We start from the raw sequence: 17,750 nt of genomic DNA on the forward strand, positions 1-17,750 counted from the left end.
GGAGCAAGCGCTCACATTATATCACAGATCAGAGAACAAGTCAGCCTCGTACACGCCTTTTTCTAACATATTTTTGTGGCAACGTTGTATGATTTCGCCAATTTTTAACAGCAGATTTCAGATATGATATATTGAAGTTTTGATTGTATTTCTTTGCACACAAAAAGCCGGTCTGGTGTTACAGACCGGCTTCCCTTATACTATTTAGAACTCAATCACTTCCGGTCCGTGTGTAAACGCGGAAATGGTTGCTTTTGCGTGTTTGAAATAAAACACCTCAGTGTTTCCGTCATCCTCGGAGTACATGCTCCGTAAGGTTGGGTATGCATTCAGCATGGACTCCCGGGCTGCTCTGCTGTCATCCTCTGTCAGCTCGCCCGCTACGCGGATCCACTCACCATCCTTGAATGCCGTGAGCTCTGCCTTCGGGTTTGCATGCAGCTGCTTTGAAACATCCTTCACCTTTCCGGTCTGGATGTAAAGTCTGCCCTCGTAGATATGTGCAGTGCCGAACGGGCGTACGCGCGGCTGGTCGCCCTCTGTGGTTGCCAGGTAGTAGGTGCCTGCATCCTGCAGGAATTTCTCTACGCGCTCAATGCCGCTGTAGGTTACCGGCTTCACCTTCGCGATGTCGATCAGCGTCAGCGCTTTCGCGCGGTTCTCCAGACTGGTTGCCAGAGCACCTGCGGTATCTAAGCTGGTAAGTACATGCACGCCAGTCTCGATGGCGTTACGGCGGATGACAAAGCCGTCACGGCTTCTCTCTGCGCCCTGCTGCGGAATGTCGATGACCAGATCAATCTCATGACCCAGGATCAGGTCCATGATGTTCGGGGATTCCTGCTCAAGCTTGCGCACGGTCAGGGCCTTCACGCCGTTCTCATTTAAGAACTTCGCGGTGCCGCGGGTGGCAAAGATCTTATAGCCGACGTTCTGGAAGCGTTTTGCGATCGGAAGCACGTTTTCCTTCTCGGAATCGCGGACGGTGATGATCATGTTTTTGTGCTTCGGCAGCTTCAGTCCTGCGCCCTCAAAGGCCTTGTACAGTGCCTCGTTGAAGGTATTTGCGATACCCAGACACTCACCGGTGGATTTCATCTCCGGTCCAAGGCTGATATCTGCGCCGCGGATCTTCTCGAAGGAGAATACCGGCATCTTGATGGCGATGTAGTCTGCCTTCTTCTGCAGACCTGGCTCGTATCCAAGCTCCTTTAAGGTATGTCCGCAGATCACCTGCGTTGCCAGCGGTACGATCGGGATTCCGGTTACCTTGCTGATGTACGGCACGGTTCTGGAGGAACGCGGGTTTACCTCGATGATGTAGACCTCGCCGTCTGACACGATGAACTGGATGTTGATCATGCCCCTGACATGAAGGGCCCGGGCCAGCTTTTCGGTGTAATCCACAAGCTTTGCCTCAACCGCCGGTGTGATGCTCGGCGCCGGGTATACGGAGATACTGTCGCCGGAGTGAACGCCGGTACGCTCGATGTGTTCCATGATACCCGGGATCAGGATGTCTTTGCCGTCGCATACGGCATCGACCTCGATCTCCTTGCCGACAATGTATTTGTCGACAAGGATCGGATGATCCTGCGCGATCTGGTTGATGATGCCGATGAACTCGTCAATATCGTTGTCGCTGATGCAGATCTGCATGCCCTGGCCGCCAAGAACGTAGGACGGTCTTACCAGAACCGGGTAGCCTAAATCGTTGGCTGCCTTCTTTGCTTCCTCTGCGGTAAATACGGTGTGTCCGGCCGGTCTCGGGATCTGGCACTGTTCCAGGATCTCATCGAACAGTTCACGGTCCTCGGCTGCATCGACATCTTCAGCTGCGGTTCCCAGGATCGGAACACCCATCTTCATCAGGGACTCAGTCAGCTTGATCGCGGTCTGGCCACCGAACTGAACGACAGCTCCGTCCGGTTTCTCGATATCAACAATGCTCTCGACATCTTCCGGGGTCAGCGGCTCGAAATACAGCTTATCTGCGATATCGAAGTCGGTACTTACGGTCTCCGGGTTGTTGTTTACGATAATAGTCTCGTATCCTTCTTTTTCAAACGCCCAGGTGCTGTGCACGGAACAGAAGTCGAACTCGATACCCTGGCCGATGCGGATCGGGCCGGAGCCGAGAACCAGAACTTTTTTCTTCTTGTGCTCCTCTTCCACCTCGCTGATGCCGTCGAAGCAGGAGTAGTAATACGGTGTCTCGGCCGCGAACTCTGCCGCACAGGTATCAACCATCTTGTAAGCGGCGCGGATGTTGTTTGCATGGCGCATTGCCTTGATCTCATCCTGGGAAACACCGGTCAATCTGGAAATAACATTGTCCGGGAACTCGATGCGCTTTGCTTCTTTTAATAATTCCGGAGTCAGCGGTCCCTTCTTTAATTGATCTTCCATCTCAACCAGAATTGCCAGCTTGTCGATGAACCAGAGATCAATCTTGGTGATGGCATGGATTTCTTCATAAGAAATGCCGCGGCGCAGCGCTTCTGCGATCACCCAGATACGGCGGTCATCTACCACATGCAGCTGTTCCAGAAGTGCGTCATGATCCAGCTCGCTGAAATCGTAGGAGAGCAGGCAGTCTACGTGCTGCTCCAGGGAGCGAATGGCTTTCATGAGTGCGCCCTCGAAGTTGGTGCAGATACTCATAACCTCACCGGTTGCCTTCATCTGGGTTCCCAGGGTACGTTTTGCGCTGATGAATTTATCGAACGGAAGTCTCGGCATTTTTACGACACAGTAGTCTAACATCGGCTCGAAGCTTGCATAGGTCTTCTTGGTAACTGCATTCTTGATCTCGTCCAGGGTGTAACCAAGAGCGATCTTTGCTGCCACCTTTGCGATCGGGTATCCGGTTGCCTTGGAGGCCAGTGCGGAGGAACGGCTTACACGCGGGTTTACCTCGATGACGCAGTACTCAAAGCTGGTCGGATGCAGGGCGTACTGTACGTTGCAGCCGCCGGTGATGCCCAGCTCACTGATGATGTTTAATGCGGAGGTACGCAGCATCTGGTACTCCTTGTCGCCCAGAGTCTGGGACGGAGCCACTACGATGCTGTCGCCGGTGTGAACGCCGACCGGGTCCAGGTTTTCCATGTTGCAGACGGTGATCACGTTGCCTGCGCTGTCGCGCATTACCTCGTACTCGATTTCCTTCCAGCCTGCGATGCAGCGCTCTACCAGAACCTGACCTACACGGGAAAGACGCAGGCCGTTTTCCAGGATCTCACGGCACTGTTCCGGGTTCTCGGCAATACCGCCGCCGCTTCCGCCCAGGGTGTATGCCGGACGAAGCACGATCGGGTAACCGATCTTGTCTGCGATGCGAAGGCCGTCCTCTACGTTCTCGACGATGTCAGACGGAGCAACCGGCTCGCCGATCTTCTCCATGGTCTCCTTGAACATCTCACGGTCCTCGGCCTTTTTGATGGTCAGTGCAGTGGTACCGATAAGGCGGACGTTATTTTCTTTTAAGAAGCCTGCCTCCTCAAGCTCCATGGCAAGGTTTAAGCCTGCCTGGCCGCCCAGGGTCGGAAGCACGCTGTCCGGTTTTTCTTTTTTGATGAGCTGCTCTACCACTTCCAGGGTCAGCGGCTCAATGTATACGCGGTCTGCAATGTCTTTATCGGTCATAATGGTTGCCGGGTTGGAGTTTAACAGAACAACCTCGATGCCCTCTTCCTTTAAGGAACGGCAGGCCTGGGTTCCGGCGTAGTCAAATTCAGCTGCCTGGCCGATGACGATCGGGCCAGATCCAAGTACAAGAACTTTCTTAATCTCAGGATTCTTCGGCATTAGTTATTTCCTCCCATCATGTTGATAAAACGATCGAACAGGTACGCGGAGTCCTGCGGTCCCGGACATGCTTCCGGATGATACTGTACAGTGAAAATATTTTTTCCTACATATTTTAAGCCTTCGTTGGTTCCATCGTTGACATTGGTAAATGCCGGAACGGCTACATTCGGGTCCAGGCTCTTCGGATCAACTGCATATCCATGGTTCTGGGATGAGATAATGGCACGGCCGGTTTCTGCATCCTTGACCGGATGGTTTCCGCCGCGGTGGCCGTATTTTAATTTGAAGGTATCTGCTCCGGTTGCCAGTGCCATAAGCTGGTGGCCAAGACAGATTGCGAAGATCGGCACATCGGACTCGTACAGCTTGCGGATCTCTTTGATGATCTCAACGTTCTCCTTCGGATCTCCCGGGCCGTTGGACAGCATGATGCCATCCGGGCTGGATGCGAGGATTTCTTCTGCAGTTGTATCACAGGGATAAATGGTGACTTCGCAGCCACGCTGTGCCAGGGAACGGGCGATGTTGCGCTTTGCTCCAAGATCGAGAAGCGCTACTTTTTTGATCGGCTTCTCAAATGCATCGGACGCCGGAAGGATATACTTTTCTTTGCAGGAGGTTTTCTTTACCACTCCGGTCACGGTGTAGGCATGCATGCGGGCGATCGGGTCGGTCAGATCGTCATACTCTCTGGTGGTGATCATGCCGTTCATAGTGCCCTTCTCACGTAAGATCTTGGTGAGCGCGCGGGTATCAACACCGCTGATTCCCGGGATGTCATATTTCTCGAGAAAATTCTGAATGGTATCCTCACTGCGGAAATTGCTTGGAATGCGGGACAGCTCGCGGACAATATATCCGTCCGGCCATGGTCTGTCAGACTCCATATCCTCATAACAAATACCATAGTTGCCGATCAGCGGGTAAGTCATAACAACGGCCTGTCCTGCGTAAGACGGGTCAGTCAGAACCTCCAGATAACCGGTCATAGAGGTATTGAATACGATTTCGCTGATGACCTCGCGGGTAGAACCGATGCTGGTTCCCTCGAACACGGTGCCATCTTCCAGAATAAGAAATGCTTTCATGGGGGAGTACCTATCCTTTCTTTCATCCGTATTATTGTATTGTATGATGCGGTTTTGGGTCTTTGTATACACTTACATCAGCCCAAATTGATAGAATTATACATGATATACTATCGTTATGCAAGCTGATTTATCTTTATTCAATATTACTTTTAGTTAGGCGCTATGCCCCATTGCCGGAGCACGTTTCTTTTCTCTGTTTTGACAGGCACGCAAGCCGCCTCTCTTTCATATTCTGCTATGATGATCCATCCAAAGATCCGAGGAATCTTTTATGCCAAAAAACATCGGTATCGCTTCCACTGAGCTGACCTCCAGCGGCCTCTTGCAGGTCAATGTGGTCAATGTCCAGAATAACTTTCCCATCCGCAATGCCAGGATTCGCATTTCCTATTCCGGCGAACCCGCCTCCCCATTAGAAGAGCTGACCACCAATGCATCTGGCCAGACAGAAGAAGTCTCTCTCGCAGCGCCGCCGTTAGAATTCAGTCTCCGACCAGGCGAAGGCCAGCCATACGCAGACTATAACATTACCGTGGAAGCACCGGGTTTTAAGCCGGTAACCGTGGAGGGCACCGAAGTTCTGCCCGACGCAACGGCCATCCAGCCCATCCGCATGGAACTGGAATCAGACCCGGAGCCGGAAGAAAATCCCATCGTCATTCCGGAACATACCCTCTACGGGAACTACCCGCCCAAGATTGCAGAAACAGAGATCCAGCCGGTAGGGGAAAGCGGCGAGATCGTGTTAAGCCGGGTAGTCGTGCCGCAGACGATCGTCGTTCACGACGGGCCGCCAGCCAGCAATGCACAGGACTATTACGTCCCGTACCGGGACTACATCAAAAATGTTGCCTCCAGCGAGATCTATGCCACCTGGCCGCAGTCCTCCATCACCGCCAATGTCCTTGCCATCATGAGCTTTACTTTAAACCGGGTCTACACGGAGCACTACCGCAACCGCGGGTATGACTTCACCATCACCTCATCCACCGCCTTTGACCACAAATGGATCCCCGGAAGAAATATCTTTGAAAGTATCTCCGTCATCGTGGACGAAATCTTTGACAATTACCTCTCCCGGCCAGGCGTGCGCCAGCCGATCCTGACCCAGTACTGCGACGGAAGACAGGTGCAGTGCTTAAACCGCGGATGGATGACGCAGTGGGGCTCCTGCTCCCTTGGGGAACGCGGCTACAGTCCGATTGAGATCCTGCGGCATTACTACGGTGACAGTATCTACATCAATACCGCAGAAGAAATATCCGGTATTCCGGCCTCCTGGCCCGGGTATGATCTGGGTATTGGTTCTTCTGGTCAGAAAGTGATGCAGCTGCAGGAGCAGTTAGATGCCATTGCCACTGTCTATACTGCCATCCCACGTGTAGCTGCAGACGGCATCTACGGACCTTCCACCGCTGCTTCCGTGCGGGAGTTCCAGTCCATCTTCGGACTTGGGGAAACCGGCGTTACCGACTTTGCAACCTGGTATAAAATTTCGCATATCTATGTGGGAGTTTCCGGGATTGGAGAGTTGTATGGGGCATAAAGCGTGGCGTCCGGATTTTCCGGACCCATAATGCAAAACAGCGAAAGTCAGGGATGCCTGACGGTCCCCTGACTTTCGCTGTTGTTTTTTCACTTTCGCCCAGACAATAAAACATAGTCGTTTCGAAAAACATCTATCCTGTGATCAGACTTCCAAATAGTTCTGCCGGTACATACGCCTTCACGGCGATGCCGTCGGCTGATACTCCTCACTCAGCAGTTCCCCGTACTTGCGGATGGTCTGGATCTTTCCGGCCTCCTGATAGGAAAATACGCGTTCCAGATACACCTTCTGGCTGCGCAGGATCTGTTCCAAGGTACTTAGCAGCTCGTCCAAACCAGCTCCGGTCTTTGCAGAGATCTGTACCTGATAGTCGGACTGCAGGTCCCTCGGAAACTCGCTGTCTTCCTTCTGGTCGATCTTGTTGAATACGGTAACGATGATCTTATCCCCGACCTTCAGTTCCCGCAAAGTCTCGTAAACCACATGCATCTGCATATCCATGTTTGGATTGGAGCAGTCTACCACATGCAGGATGATGTCGCTGTATTTTGCCTCCTCCAGCGTACTCTTAAATGCCTCGATCAGATGATGCGGCAGCTTGCGGATAAAACCGACCGTATCGGTCAGCATGATCTGCTGCCCGCTCTCCAGTGCCAGATTGCGGGTGGTTGGATCCAGCGTTGCAAACAGCTTATCCTCTGCCAGAATGCCTGCATCCGTCAGCCGGTTCAAAAGTGTGGATTTTCCGGCATTGGTATATCCGACGATCGCCGCTACCGGTGTGTGGGCCTTCTCGCGCTGCTTGCGGATAACGTCACGGTGGCGTTTTACTTCTTCTAATTCTGATTTTAACTGGCCGATGCGCTCATGAATGAGACGGCGGTCCATCTCCAGCTTTTTCTCGCCCGGTCCCCTGGTTCCGATACCACCGCCCAGACGGGACAGGGAGCTTCGCAAGCCGACCAGACGTGCCGCACGGTACTTTAACTGGGCCAGCTCTACCTGGATCTTTCCCTCGCTGGTCGTCGCACGGGATGCGAAAATATCCAGAATGACCATGGTACGGTCCATAACCTTGGTGTCCAGTGCATCCTCTAAGTTTCGAAGCTGTGCCGGGGAAAGTTCATCGTCGCAGACTACACCGGTTGCCTTAAGCTCCCAGATCCGTTCCCGCACTTCGTCAATCTTTCCTTTTCCAAGGTAGGTGCCCGGATGGATGCGCTCGCGGTTCTGGATCATCTTATCCACGGTGACACCGCCCGCGGTCTTCACAAGCTCCTCCAGCTCGTCCAGGGAAGCGCGGGTATCGTCCTCATCGTCGGTGCTGACTGCAATAAGAATGACACGCTCCTCGATTTCTTTCATATCAAATAATTCTGCCATAAATGTTATTACTCCTAATTGTTGCCATATCGGATTTTCCAAAAATTCCCACGGCTGTCCTGGCGGGCTTCTGGAATTTTAGTTGTTGCCCTGGCGGGTTCTCAGAAATGCCAGTTCCCTTGCTGCATTTCCTTCTGCTGTATATTTCTGGTCGTAATCCTCCAGGATTTCCAGTGCCTTTTTGTAATCGCCCTTATACTCCCAGGCAACGGCCTGGTTGAAGGTGAGTTCTTTTCTGCCCTCGTCATCGGCCCCGGCTTCGGAAAGACCAGTCTCAATGGTATTTAACGCCTCATCATAATTTCCGGCATTGATCTGGTCCTTTGCCATACGGTTATAGATCTGACCAGAAATAACACCCAGTGTCAGTGCCCGGTCATAATCGCCGGTTTCCAGCAGGCAGAGGGCAAGTCCCGTCCGGTACGTCTCATTCTGCTCGTCTTTTCCGTACAACGTCTCGTAGGTCGCGAGTGCCGCCTGGTAATCCTCACTCCGGTACTCGGTCTCAGCCCGGTAAAGAAGCATCTGGCTTTCAAAGCTGCCAATCTTTCCATGGTTCAGGTCGATGGCCGCATTAAAGTCTGTGACCGCCTGCTCGTAATTCTGGCTGTCTAACGCAGCAATTCCCTGTTCAGCATATTCCTGACGGTGCTTCTGGAGCGATGCCTGGCGAAAGCCAAATGCCCCTCCTCCGGCCAGCAATACCACTACAGCCAGGCTGCCATCATCTGGCGGCGCCGTCTTCTCTGTTGTCTGCGGCGGCGGGCGATCTGACGGGCCCGGACCGGTGAATATGCTGACTGATTCATCGGCCGGCTTGTTATCTGGTTTGCTGTCTGACTTGCTGTCCGATTTGCTGCCCGGCTTGCTGCCTGGTTTGTTGTCCGGCTCCCGGCTGGCTTTCTGGTTTGGCGTCCCGTTTGTCTGTGCATGCTGTTATCTGTATACTCTTCCCTGCCCATATGCACACTTACCTTCTTCCAGTGCTTCCGATCCCGCCACGGTCTTCATGATCCAGGGAATCGGTTTCCTCAAACTCGATTGCCGGCTGATGCTCCATGATTCGGAACTGGCAGATACGGTCTCCCTTGCTGATCTTTGTATCACGCAGTGCGTATGCCGGAAAAAACCACTGATCATTGTCACCACAATAGCTTTCGTCGATCACACCCATATGGTTGGTCTGGATGATGCCAAAGTTTTTATAGGTGCTGCTTCTCGGAACCACGTGGGCCTCATACCCTTTTGGCAGTTCCATGGCAATGCCAAGCGGAACCAGTTTAAATTCGCCCGCTTTCATTTCTACATCTTCTGCGGCCCGAAGGTCGATCCAGTCAGACTTGCCGTCAATGTAGGTTAATTTCTCCATATCTTCATGAAAATATTTAATTCTGATCTTCTGCATCTTCTGATTCCTCTTTCTGCTGTTCTAAATTTTCCCGTTCTTGCTGTTCTTTTAAATCCTGATTGCCGGAATCCTGACGTTGCTCCAAATCTTCTATTTGCAAGTCATCCTGCTCTTCCATGAGTTCCGTCAGCACCTCTTCGACTTCCTCTTCCGGTGTTTGCGCCGCTTCTTCGCCCTGCTCACCGAGTTTCATCTGCAGCTCCTCCTCGACCTCCTGGATGATTTCTTCTTCCTGCTCCGGATTCATGGTAGGAAGGCCAACCATGGAGCTGACACCAAAGCGCCGCAAAAATTCCTCTGTGGTGGCAAACAATGCCGGACGGCCTGGTGCGTCCAGACGGCCTGCTTCATATACAAGGCCATATTCTACCAGACGGTTTACCGCATGGTCAGAGTTTACACCACGGATCTTGCCGATTTCCATTTTTGTCACCGGCTGGCGGTATGCAATGATGGAAAGCGTCTCTAAAATGACATCTGTAAGCACATGCTTCTTCGGTGCCACGGCCACCCGGATCAGATTTTCATAATAGTCCTGGCAGGTGCACATCTGGTATGCATTTTCCAGTTCCAGAATACGCATGCCTCGTTTTTCTTCCTCGTAGCGCTTCTGCAGATGCAGCACGACACGCTTTGCAATGTCCTCGCTCTGATCGATTGCGATCGCCAGCTGGCGCAGCTCCACGGAATTGCCCATGGTAAATAAAACAGCCTCGATGATTGCCTCCCAGTCTTCTGCGTGGTACTGTGTATTTTCTCTTGTGGACTTTCCGGCAGTTCCGTTTCCAAGTACCTTTCCACCTGCTGTTTCAATCTGCCCGGACCGTTCAGACTGTTTTAAATGCTCAGGCTGCTTTCCCTGCTGCTCCAGCCGTTCCAGTTCTTCCTCGGCTTCCATTTGTGCGTGCCTGGCTTCTACCGCAGCCAGATCTACTTTCTCATCTTCTTCATCAAAAAAACTACCCATATGTTATCTATCCTTCCAGGCCACTCAAGTCTTCTAACTCCAGCTCGCCCTCTTCACCCTCTTCTTCCAGCGTCTCAATCCACATATCGTCGAACGTATGCTCCTGTGTCAGATGAATCTTTCCGATCTTCATCAGTTCCAGGATTGCCAGGAAAGAAACCACGACCTCCAGCTTGTCTCTCTGGCGTTCTAACATCTGGCGGAAGCTGAATTTCCGGTGTTTTCTGGCATAATGCATGACATCCATGATCTTCGTTTCCAGACTGATCGGCTCCCGTTTGATCGTACCGAATTTACTGCGGATCGGGTCCACCTTTTCCTTCTGGCGGCGCATAACGGAATCAAAAATCCGCTGCAGCTTTGCCAGCGTCAGGCCGTCTAACATCTGGTCAAGATCGACCGGCGGCTCATACTTTGCCACTTCTCTCGGAACAGTCGGCTTCTTAAAAAGGACATCGCCCGCCTGGTCTTCCATCTCAGCCAGCTCCTGCGCCAGAAGCTTGTATTTTTTATATTCCAAAAGTCTGGCAACCAGCTCCGCTCTCGGATCCGTTTCCTCCCCGTCTTCTTCCACCTCCAAAGCTGGAAGTAGCATACGGGATTTGATATCCAGCAGGGTAGCTGCCATTACCAGAAAGTCGCTGACAATGTTTAAGTCTTCTTTTTCCATCTGGTTTACATAGTCCAGATACTGCTTGGTGATCTCCACAATAGGGATATCGTAAATATCGATTTTATTTTTTTCGATCAGATGCAAAAGAAGGTCCAGCGGGCCTTCAAATTTCTCCAGTTTATAAGAAATGGTCATAGTTTCTTTTTCCTTCTGGTCTGCCGCCATGGCAGACGAACACGTATATTACAGTATACCAAAAAACCTCTGTCCTGTAAATATGTTACCGTTCGCGCGATGCTCAAACAGCAACATAAATATAAAACAGAGGTTTTTAAAAACTATTCTTCCTGTTCTTGAGGCTTTAGCCGAATCACCAGAAGCTGCGGCCGGTTGCAGAACCGGATGTTGATGGAATGGGTACCAAGTCCTCTTCCGACAATCATGTGTTTTCCATCTTTCTCGAACTGTCCGGCACAATACGGATGAAAGAACTGGTACTGCGGGGTCATAACACCACCCACAAACGGCAGGCGGATGGTTCCGCCATGGAAATGCCCGGATAAGGTTAAGTCTGCTCCCCAGTCCGCATACTGCTCAAAATACAGTGGCGAGTGCGCCAGCAGGATCTGGAACCGGGTCGGATCTGCCTGCCCCAGATGACGGGTCAGGTAATCTTCTTTCATGCGGGCCGGGACAAAATCCCGGTAACAGGCCTGGTCCAGATTCAGCCCGCTGATCCGGATCTCTTCATTTAAATTTACAGACCGGTCAGACAGATATGCAATATTGCGCTCTTTTAAGAGAACCCGGAGCTGGCGGTAAAGATTGCCGTAAGTATCGGTTTCCCGACCAAGACGCTGCTCATGATTTCCATTTCCATAGTAAATACGGAACGGCTTTCCGGAATTTTCCCCGGTTATATGGGCCTGCACCTCACACAGCCCGTCCAAGAATCGTCTGGTCACCTCAAGATTTGCTTTCCCCGGTTTTGCGACCATCACATCACCGCCGATCAGGAGCACATCCGGCCGGATATCCTGAATGGATGTGAGAAGCTGCTCATTTCCATCGCCAAATTCTTTATCGTGCAGATCGGTCAAGAACACCAGGGTTCTTGGGTTACGGATCTTCTCCGAGCTGATTGTGATTTCTTCTGTCACAAAATGCCTGCGCTCATAGCCAGAGCGGATCAGGCCGGCCGCTGCCACAGCAGCACCTCCCGCCATAACGGCGGAAAGGATTTTCATTTCGGTATTCAATTTCTATCCTACCCTTTCTGATCATTATTTTGCTCAATTAGATTTTCCCGGCTGCATGCAGCTGGAATCCATAGTCCAGCATAGCCTTCGTATCGGTATAGTGCGTTCCCTTGGCCTTCATGACAACTGCGATCAGACGAACTCCGTCACGCTCTACTGCTGTCACAAGCGTATTACCTGCTTTTGAAGTATATCCGGTCTTGCCGCCAATGATGCCTTCATAATAGCGGGAATCGGTTTTATACATCATTTTGTGGCCCATGGTAATGGTATGGGCTGCTGCATTTTTGATCGCCGGAAACTCATAGGAGGTAGTGGTATCAATCTTGCGGAACGTGTCGTTTGCCACTGCCGCACGCAGGATCAGCGCCATATCGTATGGTGTCGTCTTGTGGTTCTCATTATTCAGTCCGTGCGGATTCACAAAATGGGTATTCTTGCATCCAAGCTCCTTTGCTTTCGCATTCATGAGGTCTGCAAATGCGCTGACACTGCCGGATACGTGTTCTGCCAGTCCATTGCCAATCTCATTTGCAGACTTTAACAAAAGTCCATACAAGGACTGCTCTACCGTCAGCTGGTCTCCCGCTGAAACGCCCAATGCAACTGCCCCGGATTCCAGATTGGTGGTCGCTGTCTCGGAAAAGGTCACTGTGTCGTTCAAGTTGCAGTGTTCCAGCACCACAAGCGCTGTCATGACCTTGGTAATGCTGGCCGGATAAAACTGCTGGTCCTGGTTTTTGCCGTAAAGAACTTCCCCTGTTGCCGCATTTAAGAGAACCGCACCCTCGGCTGCCACCTCCGGCTGCTTGATATCGGCTGCAGAAACCGTCTGCTGTGTTGCCGGTCCAAGATTTATGATCGCATCGAGACCAGCCACCGGTGTCTGGCCAGCAGCCGGAAGCACAGACGGACGGTCTGCGGTTGTTCCGCTTCCCGCTGTTACCGTATGACTCGTACCCGGTGTCTGGGAAACTTCCTGTGAAGTTCCGTTCTGTGCTGTTGCAGTCCCTGACGTACCTTGCGCCGCACTGGTTTCTGATGCTTTCTGTGCCGCGCTGGTTTCTGCCACGCTGCTCTGTGCTGTTTCTCCCGGTGCCTGTCCTACAGTAACGGTTCCAGCCGCAAATGCACTTGCAGCCTGGGAAAGAGCCAGGGCAAGGCCAAGACTAAGTATCTGTATTTTATTTTTTCGTTTCATCGGAAGTCTCCTTATTCCATCACTTTTATCTGTATACACAATACCAATAGTATAGCATAGAACCTTTCCCGCAAACATAACAACTTTCTTAATCTTCCCGTTCTATTTTCTAAACGAAACCGTAAATATAGAAGTAATAAGTTCCGTCTTGGAGAATCATCATGCAGTTTTTCCCTCATCCCAAACGCAGCATATGTAAAAGACTGGCCGCTGCAACCGCCCTGTTTTTATGCGCCTTTTTTGCGGGAGGTGTTGTGGCACATGCTATTTCGACCCTGGAAATAACATCCAAAACCGACAGACAGGTGCTTAACGCTCCAACATACAACACCGGAATCAAACTTGCTGCTGACTTAACTGCAGCCAGTGCCGGAAGCAGGTTTGCCGCTTCCTCATCTTCCCACATTTCCCCCGCTTACGAAAACTGGGGACTCAGCTTCCAGCAGGAAGGAAAGCCCCCGGTTGGCAACGCTACTTCCGATTATCTGAAGCAGTTTCAGGCCCACTACATCGCAGACACCACAGACCCTGTCATCTATCTCACCTTTGATGCCGGATATGAAAACGGAAACACCGCAGTTATTCTGGATGCCTTAAAAAAGCATAACGCTCCTGCCGCCTTTTTTCTGGTCGGAAATTACCTCGAAACCAATCCGGAATTAGTCAAACGCATGGTTGCAGAAGGACATACTGTCGGAAACCACACCTGGCATCATCCGGATATGTCAAAGATTGCCGACCAGGCATCTTTTTCTGAGGAATTATCGAAGCTGGAAGCGAAATACCAGGAGGTCACCGGGCAGACTATGAAAAAATACTACCGCCCACCCCAGGGAAAATATAGTGAATCCAATCTGAAAATGGCAAAAGAAATGGGCTATCACACCTTTTTCTGGAGTCTCGCCTACGTAGACTGGTACGAAAACAAGCAGCCTGCACATGAAGAAGCCTTCAAAAAGCTGCTCGGGCGTATCCACCCGGGAGCCATTGTCCTTCTGCACAGCACTTCAAAGACAAATGGGGAAATCCTTGATGAGCTTCTTTCAAAATGGGAGGAAATGGGCTACCGTTTTGGAAGTCTGGATGAAATTGTTACTGGGTAGGAAAGCTGCTGGAATTCTCTGTTATTTCGTGCTATGATTACTTCTAGTAGAAAAAGGAGGGAATTCTTATCATGCATGCATTTACCTATCATTGCCCAACTGAAATCGTGTTTGGAAAAGATGCCCAGTTAAAGACTGCCGATTACATCCGTAAATACGGCGGAAGCCGCGTTCTTCTCGTATACGGAAGCGGCAGTATCGAGCGAAGCGGCTTATTAGCCCAGCTTTGCCAGATTTTGACAGAAAACCATGTCACCTACGAGCTGTTTGGCGGTGCAAAAGCAAATCCATCGCTGGAGCATGCCCGCGAAGGCGTAGCACTTGCTCGCAAATTCGGCGCAGACTTCATCTTAGGAGCCGGCGGCGGTTCCGTGCTCGACACCGCCAAAGCGATCGCCATCGGTGCTGCCAATGTTCCTACCGATATCTGGCAGTTTTGGATCCGGGAGAAAACCCCGCAAAAGGCTCTGCCAGTCGGTGCGATCTTAACCATTTCCGCAGCCGGAAGTGAATCCAGCGATTCTGCTGTCTTAACAAATCTCGCAGAAGGTGTCAAGCGTGGCCTTAACACAGAATTAAACCGCCCACGCTTTGCCATCATGAATCCGGAGCTGACACTCACACTCCCGCCGTACCAGGTTGCCTGCGGAGTGACCGATATCATGATGCATACCATGGACCGCTATTTCAATCCGCTCGACAATGAGCTGACCGACGCGATTGCGGAGGCACTTCTTCGCACCGTCATTGCCAATGGCCGGATCGCAGTCCAGAATCCGCACGATTACGATTCCATGAGTGAACTGATGTGGGCCGGTTCCCTTTCCCACAACGGCCTGACCGGACTTGGCGGCAACAAAGACTTTGCAGTCCACCAGATCGGACATGAGCTCTCCGCTATGTTTGATACTGCACACGGTGCTTCTCTTGCGACGGTATGGGGTTCCTGGGCGAATTATGTCTGCGACGCAAAGATTTCCCGTTTTGCCCGCTTCGCGAAAAATGTCTGGGGTGTAACCATTTCTGACGAAACAGAAGCCGCCATGGAGGGAATCAAAAAAACGGTTGGATTCTTCCGCTCCATCGGTATGCCGACCTCATTCGAAGATAATAAAGATATCGGAGTGCAGGATGATGTCACACTCCATGACCTGGCTTACCGCTGCTCCTACCACCGCAGCCGCACCATAGGAAGCTTTAAGGTCCTGGCGAGGAAGACATCTGCCAAATCTACAAAAATGCAAATCACGCTGCGAAATTTTAAAATAACAATTTAAGTATATGACAAGGGCCGTGTAAGTTGCCGAAAGGCAACTCACACGGCCCTATTAAAGTTAATCAAATTGTTACATTCAAATCATCCCATCGCGAATGATATCATGGTCACGCAAAACTTTTTCGATTACAGTTCCCTTGATTTTCTTTAATAATGGTTTCTTTAACATGTTAAGCGGTCCCGGAAGCTCCATCTCAAGCGGGGATTTGCCGTCCATCAGTTTTACGGTGCTGTCTAAGAGGTTGCGGATATCGTAGACACTGCCCCATACCTCCGGCACGCCTCGGTCTACTCCAAGCAGGCCGTATACAGACTCCATGGCAGTGCGCACGGAATACTCGGTCGTGAAGATGGTGTCACGTGGAGTTTCGGCAAACTGTCCCAGGAAGGCGAAGTTCACACAGCCATCCGGGATAACATCCGGGCGGTCGCCTTTTCTTCTCGGCATAAAGAAGGCAGTGATATACGGCATCATGGTCGGCACGCAGACAGCATGGTTTTCAGCCAGCTCGTCGATCTGGTCTGCCGGCACTCCCATATGGTACAGCCACTCAGCCGTGATTTCCTTACCGGTGCATTCCCGCATCGGCTTTTTGATATAGTCACCCGGCACGTCGGTAAAGAGACTGTAGATCCAGGCGCAGATTTCTTCCTTCTTCTGGTTTTTGAACTGTCCCTGACGGTTGATGGTCCAGCTTAAGAGCCACTTGGAATCCTGGCAGCTTACAATGCCGCCGGTCACCACACGGCCGCTTCGCGGATCGCGTTTGCAGATCTTCTGGATATAGGAGATGATCGTATCATCTGATGTGGTGACCGTTGCAGATTCCCAGTTTGTTTTTTCAATATCAGAACAGAATTTTTCCGGGTGTCCAAACGCGTCATGCTGCTTTGCGATATTTTTCCACAGCTCCCAGCAGCCACTGACGCGGCGCTCGGCATCGCCCACCGGCGCATGATCCTGGTCACCGTAAATGGTTCCTTCCGTGCAGCTTCCATTGGTGACAAAAACAAGGTCTTTTTCGGTCAGCGGGATCTCGGTCTCCATTCCATTGACACTGCAGATGATCTTCTTCGCGGTCTTCTTCGTGCCATCGATATCGAAGAGAACATTCGTAACACGGGTATTGAACTGGAACTGCACGCCTGCGTCCTCAAGGTATTTCTGCATCGGCAGGATCAGGGAATCATACTGGTTGTATTTTGTGAACTTCAATGCAGAGAAATCCGGGAGTCCGCCGATATGATGGATGAAACGCTGGAAATACAGCTTCATCTCCAAGGCACTATGCCAGGTTTCAAAAGCAAACATGGTGCGCCAGTACAGCCAGAACGTTGAGCCAAATACCTCATCATCGAAGACATCTTCTATTTTCTTGTCATAAAGGTCTTCGTCACGGGTAAAGAACAGCTTCATGATCTCCATGCAGCCCTTCTGGCTTAAGTTGAACTTTCCATCGGTATGGGCATCTTCGCCACGGTTTTTGGTCGCACGGCAGAGGGAGTAGTTCGGGTCATGCTTGTTCAACCAGTAATATTCGTCCAATACGGATGCTCCCGGTATCTCCAGGGATGGAATGCTGTGGAACAGATCCCACAGGCACTCAAAATGGTCCTCCATCTCACGGCCGCCGCGCATCACATAGCCGCGGAGCGGATCCTCGATACCATCGCAGGCACCACCGGCAATGTCCATCGCTTCCAGAATGTGGATATGCTCTCCCTTCATCTGTCCGTCACGAACCAGGAAGCAGGCTGCTGCCAGCGCCGCAAGGCCACTTCCCACAATATAGGCAGATTTTTCATCAACACCTTCCGGCTTCTCTGGACGTGCAAAGGCCTCATAGTTACCATTTGAATAATAGATTCCTTTGCTGTTCTTTGCCTGTTTCCCGCGCTCGGTATTGCGGTACTCCTCCAGTTCTTTCTGGCGCTGTGCTTTTGTCTGCGGATTTTTTTCTCCCATGCTGTTCTTTTTCATCAGCATAGTTCCAGCCCCAACTGCCAGAAGTGACGCTGCACCAAGCTTTGCAAGTTTCTTGTTCATTCTCTTCTCCTTCTTTCCTGCAAATATAAAGTTCTTGATA

The 17,750-nt window shown here is 51.3% G+C and carries 13 protein-coding genes and 1 pseudogene; 3 read left to right on the forward strand and 11 right to left on the reverse strand.

All coding sequences use genetic code 11. The features are described from left to right. Nucleotides 1–204: 204 nt before the first annotated feature. The gene (carB, locus tag DXA97_RS07935) at nt 205–3,810 is read right to left on the reverse strand and encodes a carbamoyl-phosphate synthase large subunit (protein ID WP_118719324.1); all 3,606 of its coding nucleotides are present in this window, start codon (nt 3,808–3,810) and stop codon (nt 205–207) included. Beyond that, entirely contained in the window at nt 3,810–4,901 is a 1,092-nt protein-coding gene (locus DXA97_RS07940; protein WP_118719326.1) for a carbamoyl phosphate synthase small subunit, read from the reverse strand. Before DXA97_RS07940 ends, carB begins: the two co-directional genes overlap by 1 nt. Nucleotides 4,902–5,175: 274 nt before the next feature. Between DXA97_RS07940 and DXA97_RS07945 the strand changes: the two genes are divergently transcribed. Continuing rightward, nucleotides 5,176–6,450: a peptidoglycan-binding protein gene (locus DXA97_RS07945; RefSeq protein WP_118719328.1), complete on the forward strand. Its 1,275-nt coding sequence runs from the start codon at nt 5,176–5,178 to the stop codon at nt 6,448–6,450. A 133-nt stretch (nt 6,451–6,583) separates the two neighbouring features. On the opposite strand, the pseudogene hflX reads toward DXA97_RS07945, so the two are convergent. From hflX to DXA97_RS07985, 8 genes and pseudogenes are all read right to left on the reverse strand, one after another. Then, nucleotides 6,584–7,836 (reverse strand): annotated as a pseudogene (hflX, locus tag DXA97_RS07950) (GTPase HflX). Nucleotides 7,837–7,914: 78 nt separating this feature from the next. Next, entirely contained in the window at nt 7,915–8,544 is a 630-nt protein-coding gene (locus tag DXA97_RS07955) for a tetratricopeptide repeat protein (RefSeq protein WP_118719330.1), read from the reverse strand. Further along, nucleotides 8,544–8,798: a hypothetical protein gene (locus DXA97_RS07960; protein WP_147355550.1), complete on the reverse strand. Its 255-nt coding sequence runs from the start codon at nt 8,796–8,798 to the stop codon at nt 8,544–8,546. The genes DXA97_RS07955 and DXA97_RS07960 overlap by 1 nt, the downstream gene beginning before the upstream one ends. Nucleotides 8,799–8,806: 8 nt before the next feature. Then, the gene (locus DXA97_RS07965) at nt 8,807–9,241 is read right to left on the reverse strand and encodes a dUTP diphosphatase (RefSeq protein ID WP_118719334.1); all 435 of its coding nucleotides are present in this window, start codon (nt 9,239–9,241) and stop codon (nt 8,807–8,809) included. Beyond that, entirely contained in the window at nt 9,222–10,211 is a 990-nt protein-coding gene (gene scpB, locus DXA97_RS07970; RefSeq protein WP_347561501.1) for an SMC-Scp complex subunit ScpB, read from the reverse strand. The genes DXA97_RS07965 and scpB overlap by 20 nt, the downstream gene beginning before the upstream one ends. Before the next feature lie 7 nt (nt 10,212–10,218). Continuing rightward, entirely contained in the window at nt 10,219–11,019 is an 801-nt protein-coding gene (locus tag DXA97_RS07975; protein WP_118719336.1) for a segregation/condensation protein A, read from the reverse strand. Between the two features lie 143 nt (nt 11,020–11,162). Beyond that, nucleotides 11,163–12,032 carry a metallophosphoesterase gene (locus DXA97_RS07980; protein ID WP_347561502.1) on the reverse strand — a complete coding sequence of 290 codons (870 nt, stop codon included), beginning with the start codon at nt 12,030–12,032 and terminating at the stop codon, nt 11,163–11,165. An 88-nt stretch (nt 12,033–12,120) separates the two neighbouring features. Then, nucleotides 12,121–13,284 carry a D-alanyl-D-alanine carboxypeptidase family protein gene (locus tag DXA97_RS07985; RefSeq protein WP_118719340.1) on the reverse strand — a complete coding sequence of 388 codons (1,164 nt, stop codon included), beginning with the start codon at nt 13,282–13,284 and terminating at the stop codon, nt 12,121–12,123. Nucleotides 13,285–13,538: 254 nt separating this feature from the next. Here DXA97_RS07985 and DXA97_RS07990 point away from each other — a divergent pair, with 254 nt between their 5' ends. Beyond that, nucleotides 13,539–14,387: a polysaccharide deacetylase family protein gene (locus DXA97_RS07990; RefSeq protein ID WP_243107588.1), complete on the forward strand. Its 849-nt coding sequence runs from the start codon at nt 13,539–13,541 to the stop codon at nt 14,385–14,387. Between the two features lie 71 nt (nt 14,388–14,458). After that, nucleotides 14,459–15,664 carry an iron-containing alcohol dehydrogenase gene (locus DXA97_RS07995; protein ID WP_118719342.1) on the forward strand — a complete coding sequence of 402 codons (1,206 nt, stop codon included), beginning with the start codon at nt 14,459–14,461 and terminating at the stop codon, nt 15,662–15,664. Nucleotides 15,665–15,739: 75 nt separating this feature from the next. Here DXA97_RS07995 and DXA97_RS08000 read toward each other — a convergent pair whose 3' ends face one another. Continuing rightward, nucleotides 15,740–17,710: an oleate hydratase gene (locus DXA97_RS08000; RefSeq protein WP_118719344.1), complete on the reverse strand. Its 1,971-nt coding sequence runs from the start codon at nt 17,708–17,710 to the stop codon at nt 15,740–15,742. Nucleotides 17,711–17,750 lie beyond the last annotated feature (40 nt).

It is taken from the genome of Clostridium sp. OF09-36 (assembly GCF_003481985.1).
GTDB lineage: Bacteria > Bacillota > Clostridia > Lachnospirales > Lachnospiraceae > Brotaphodocola.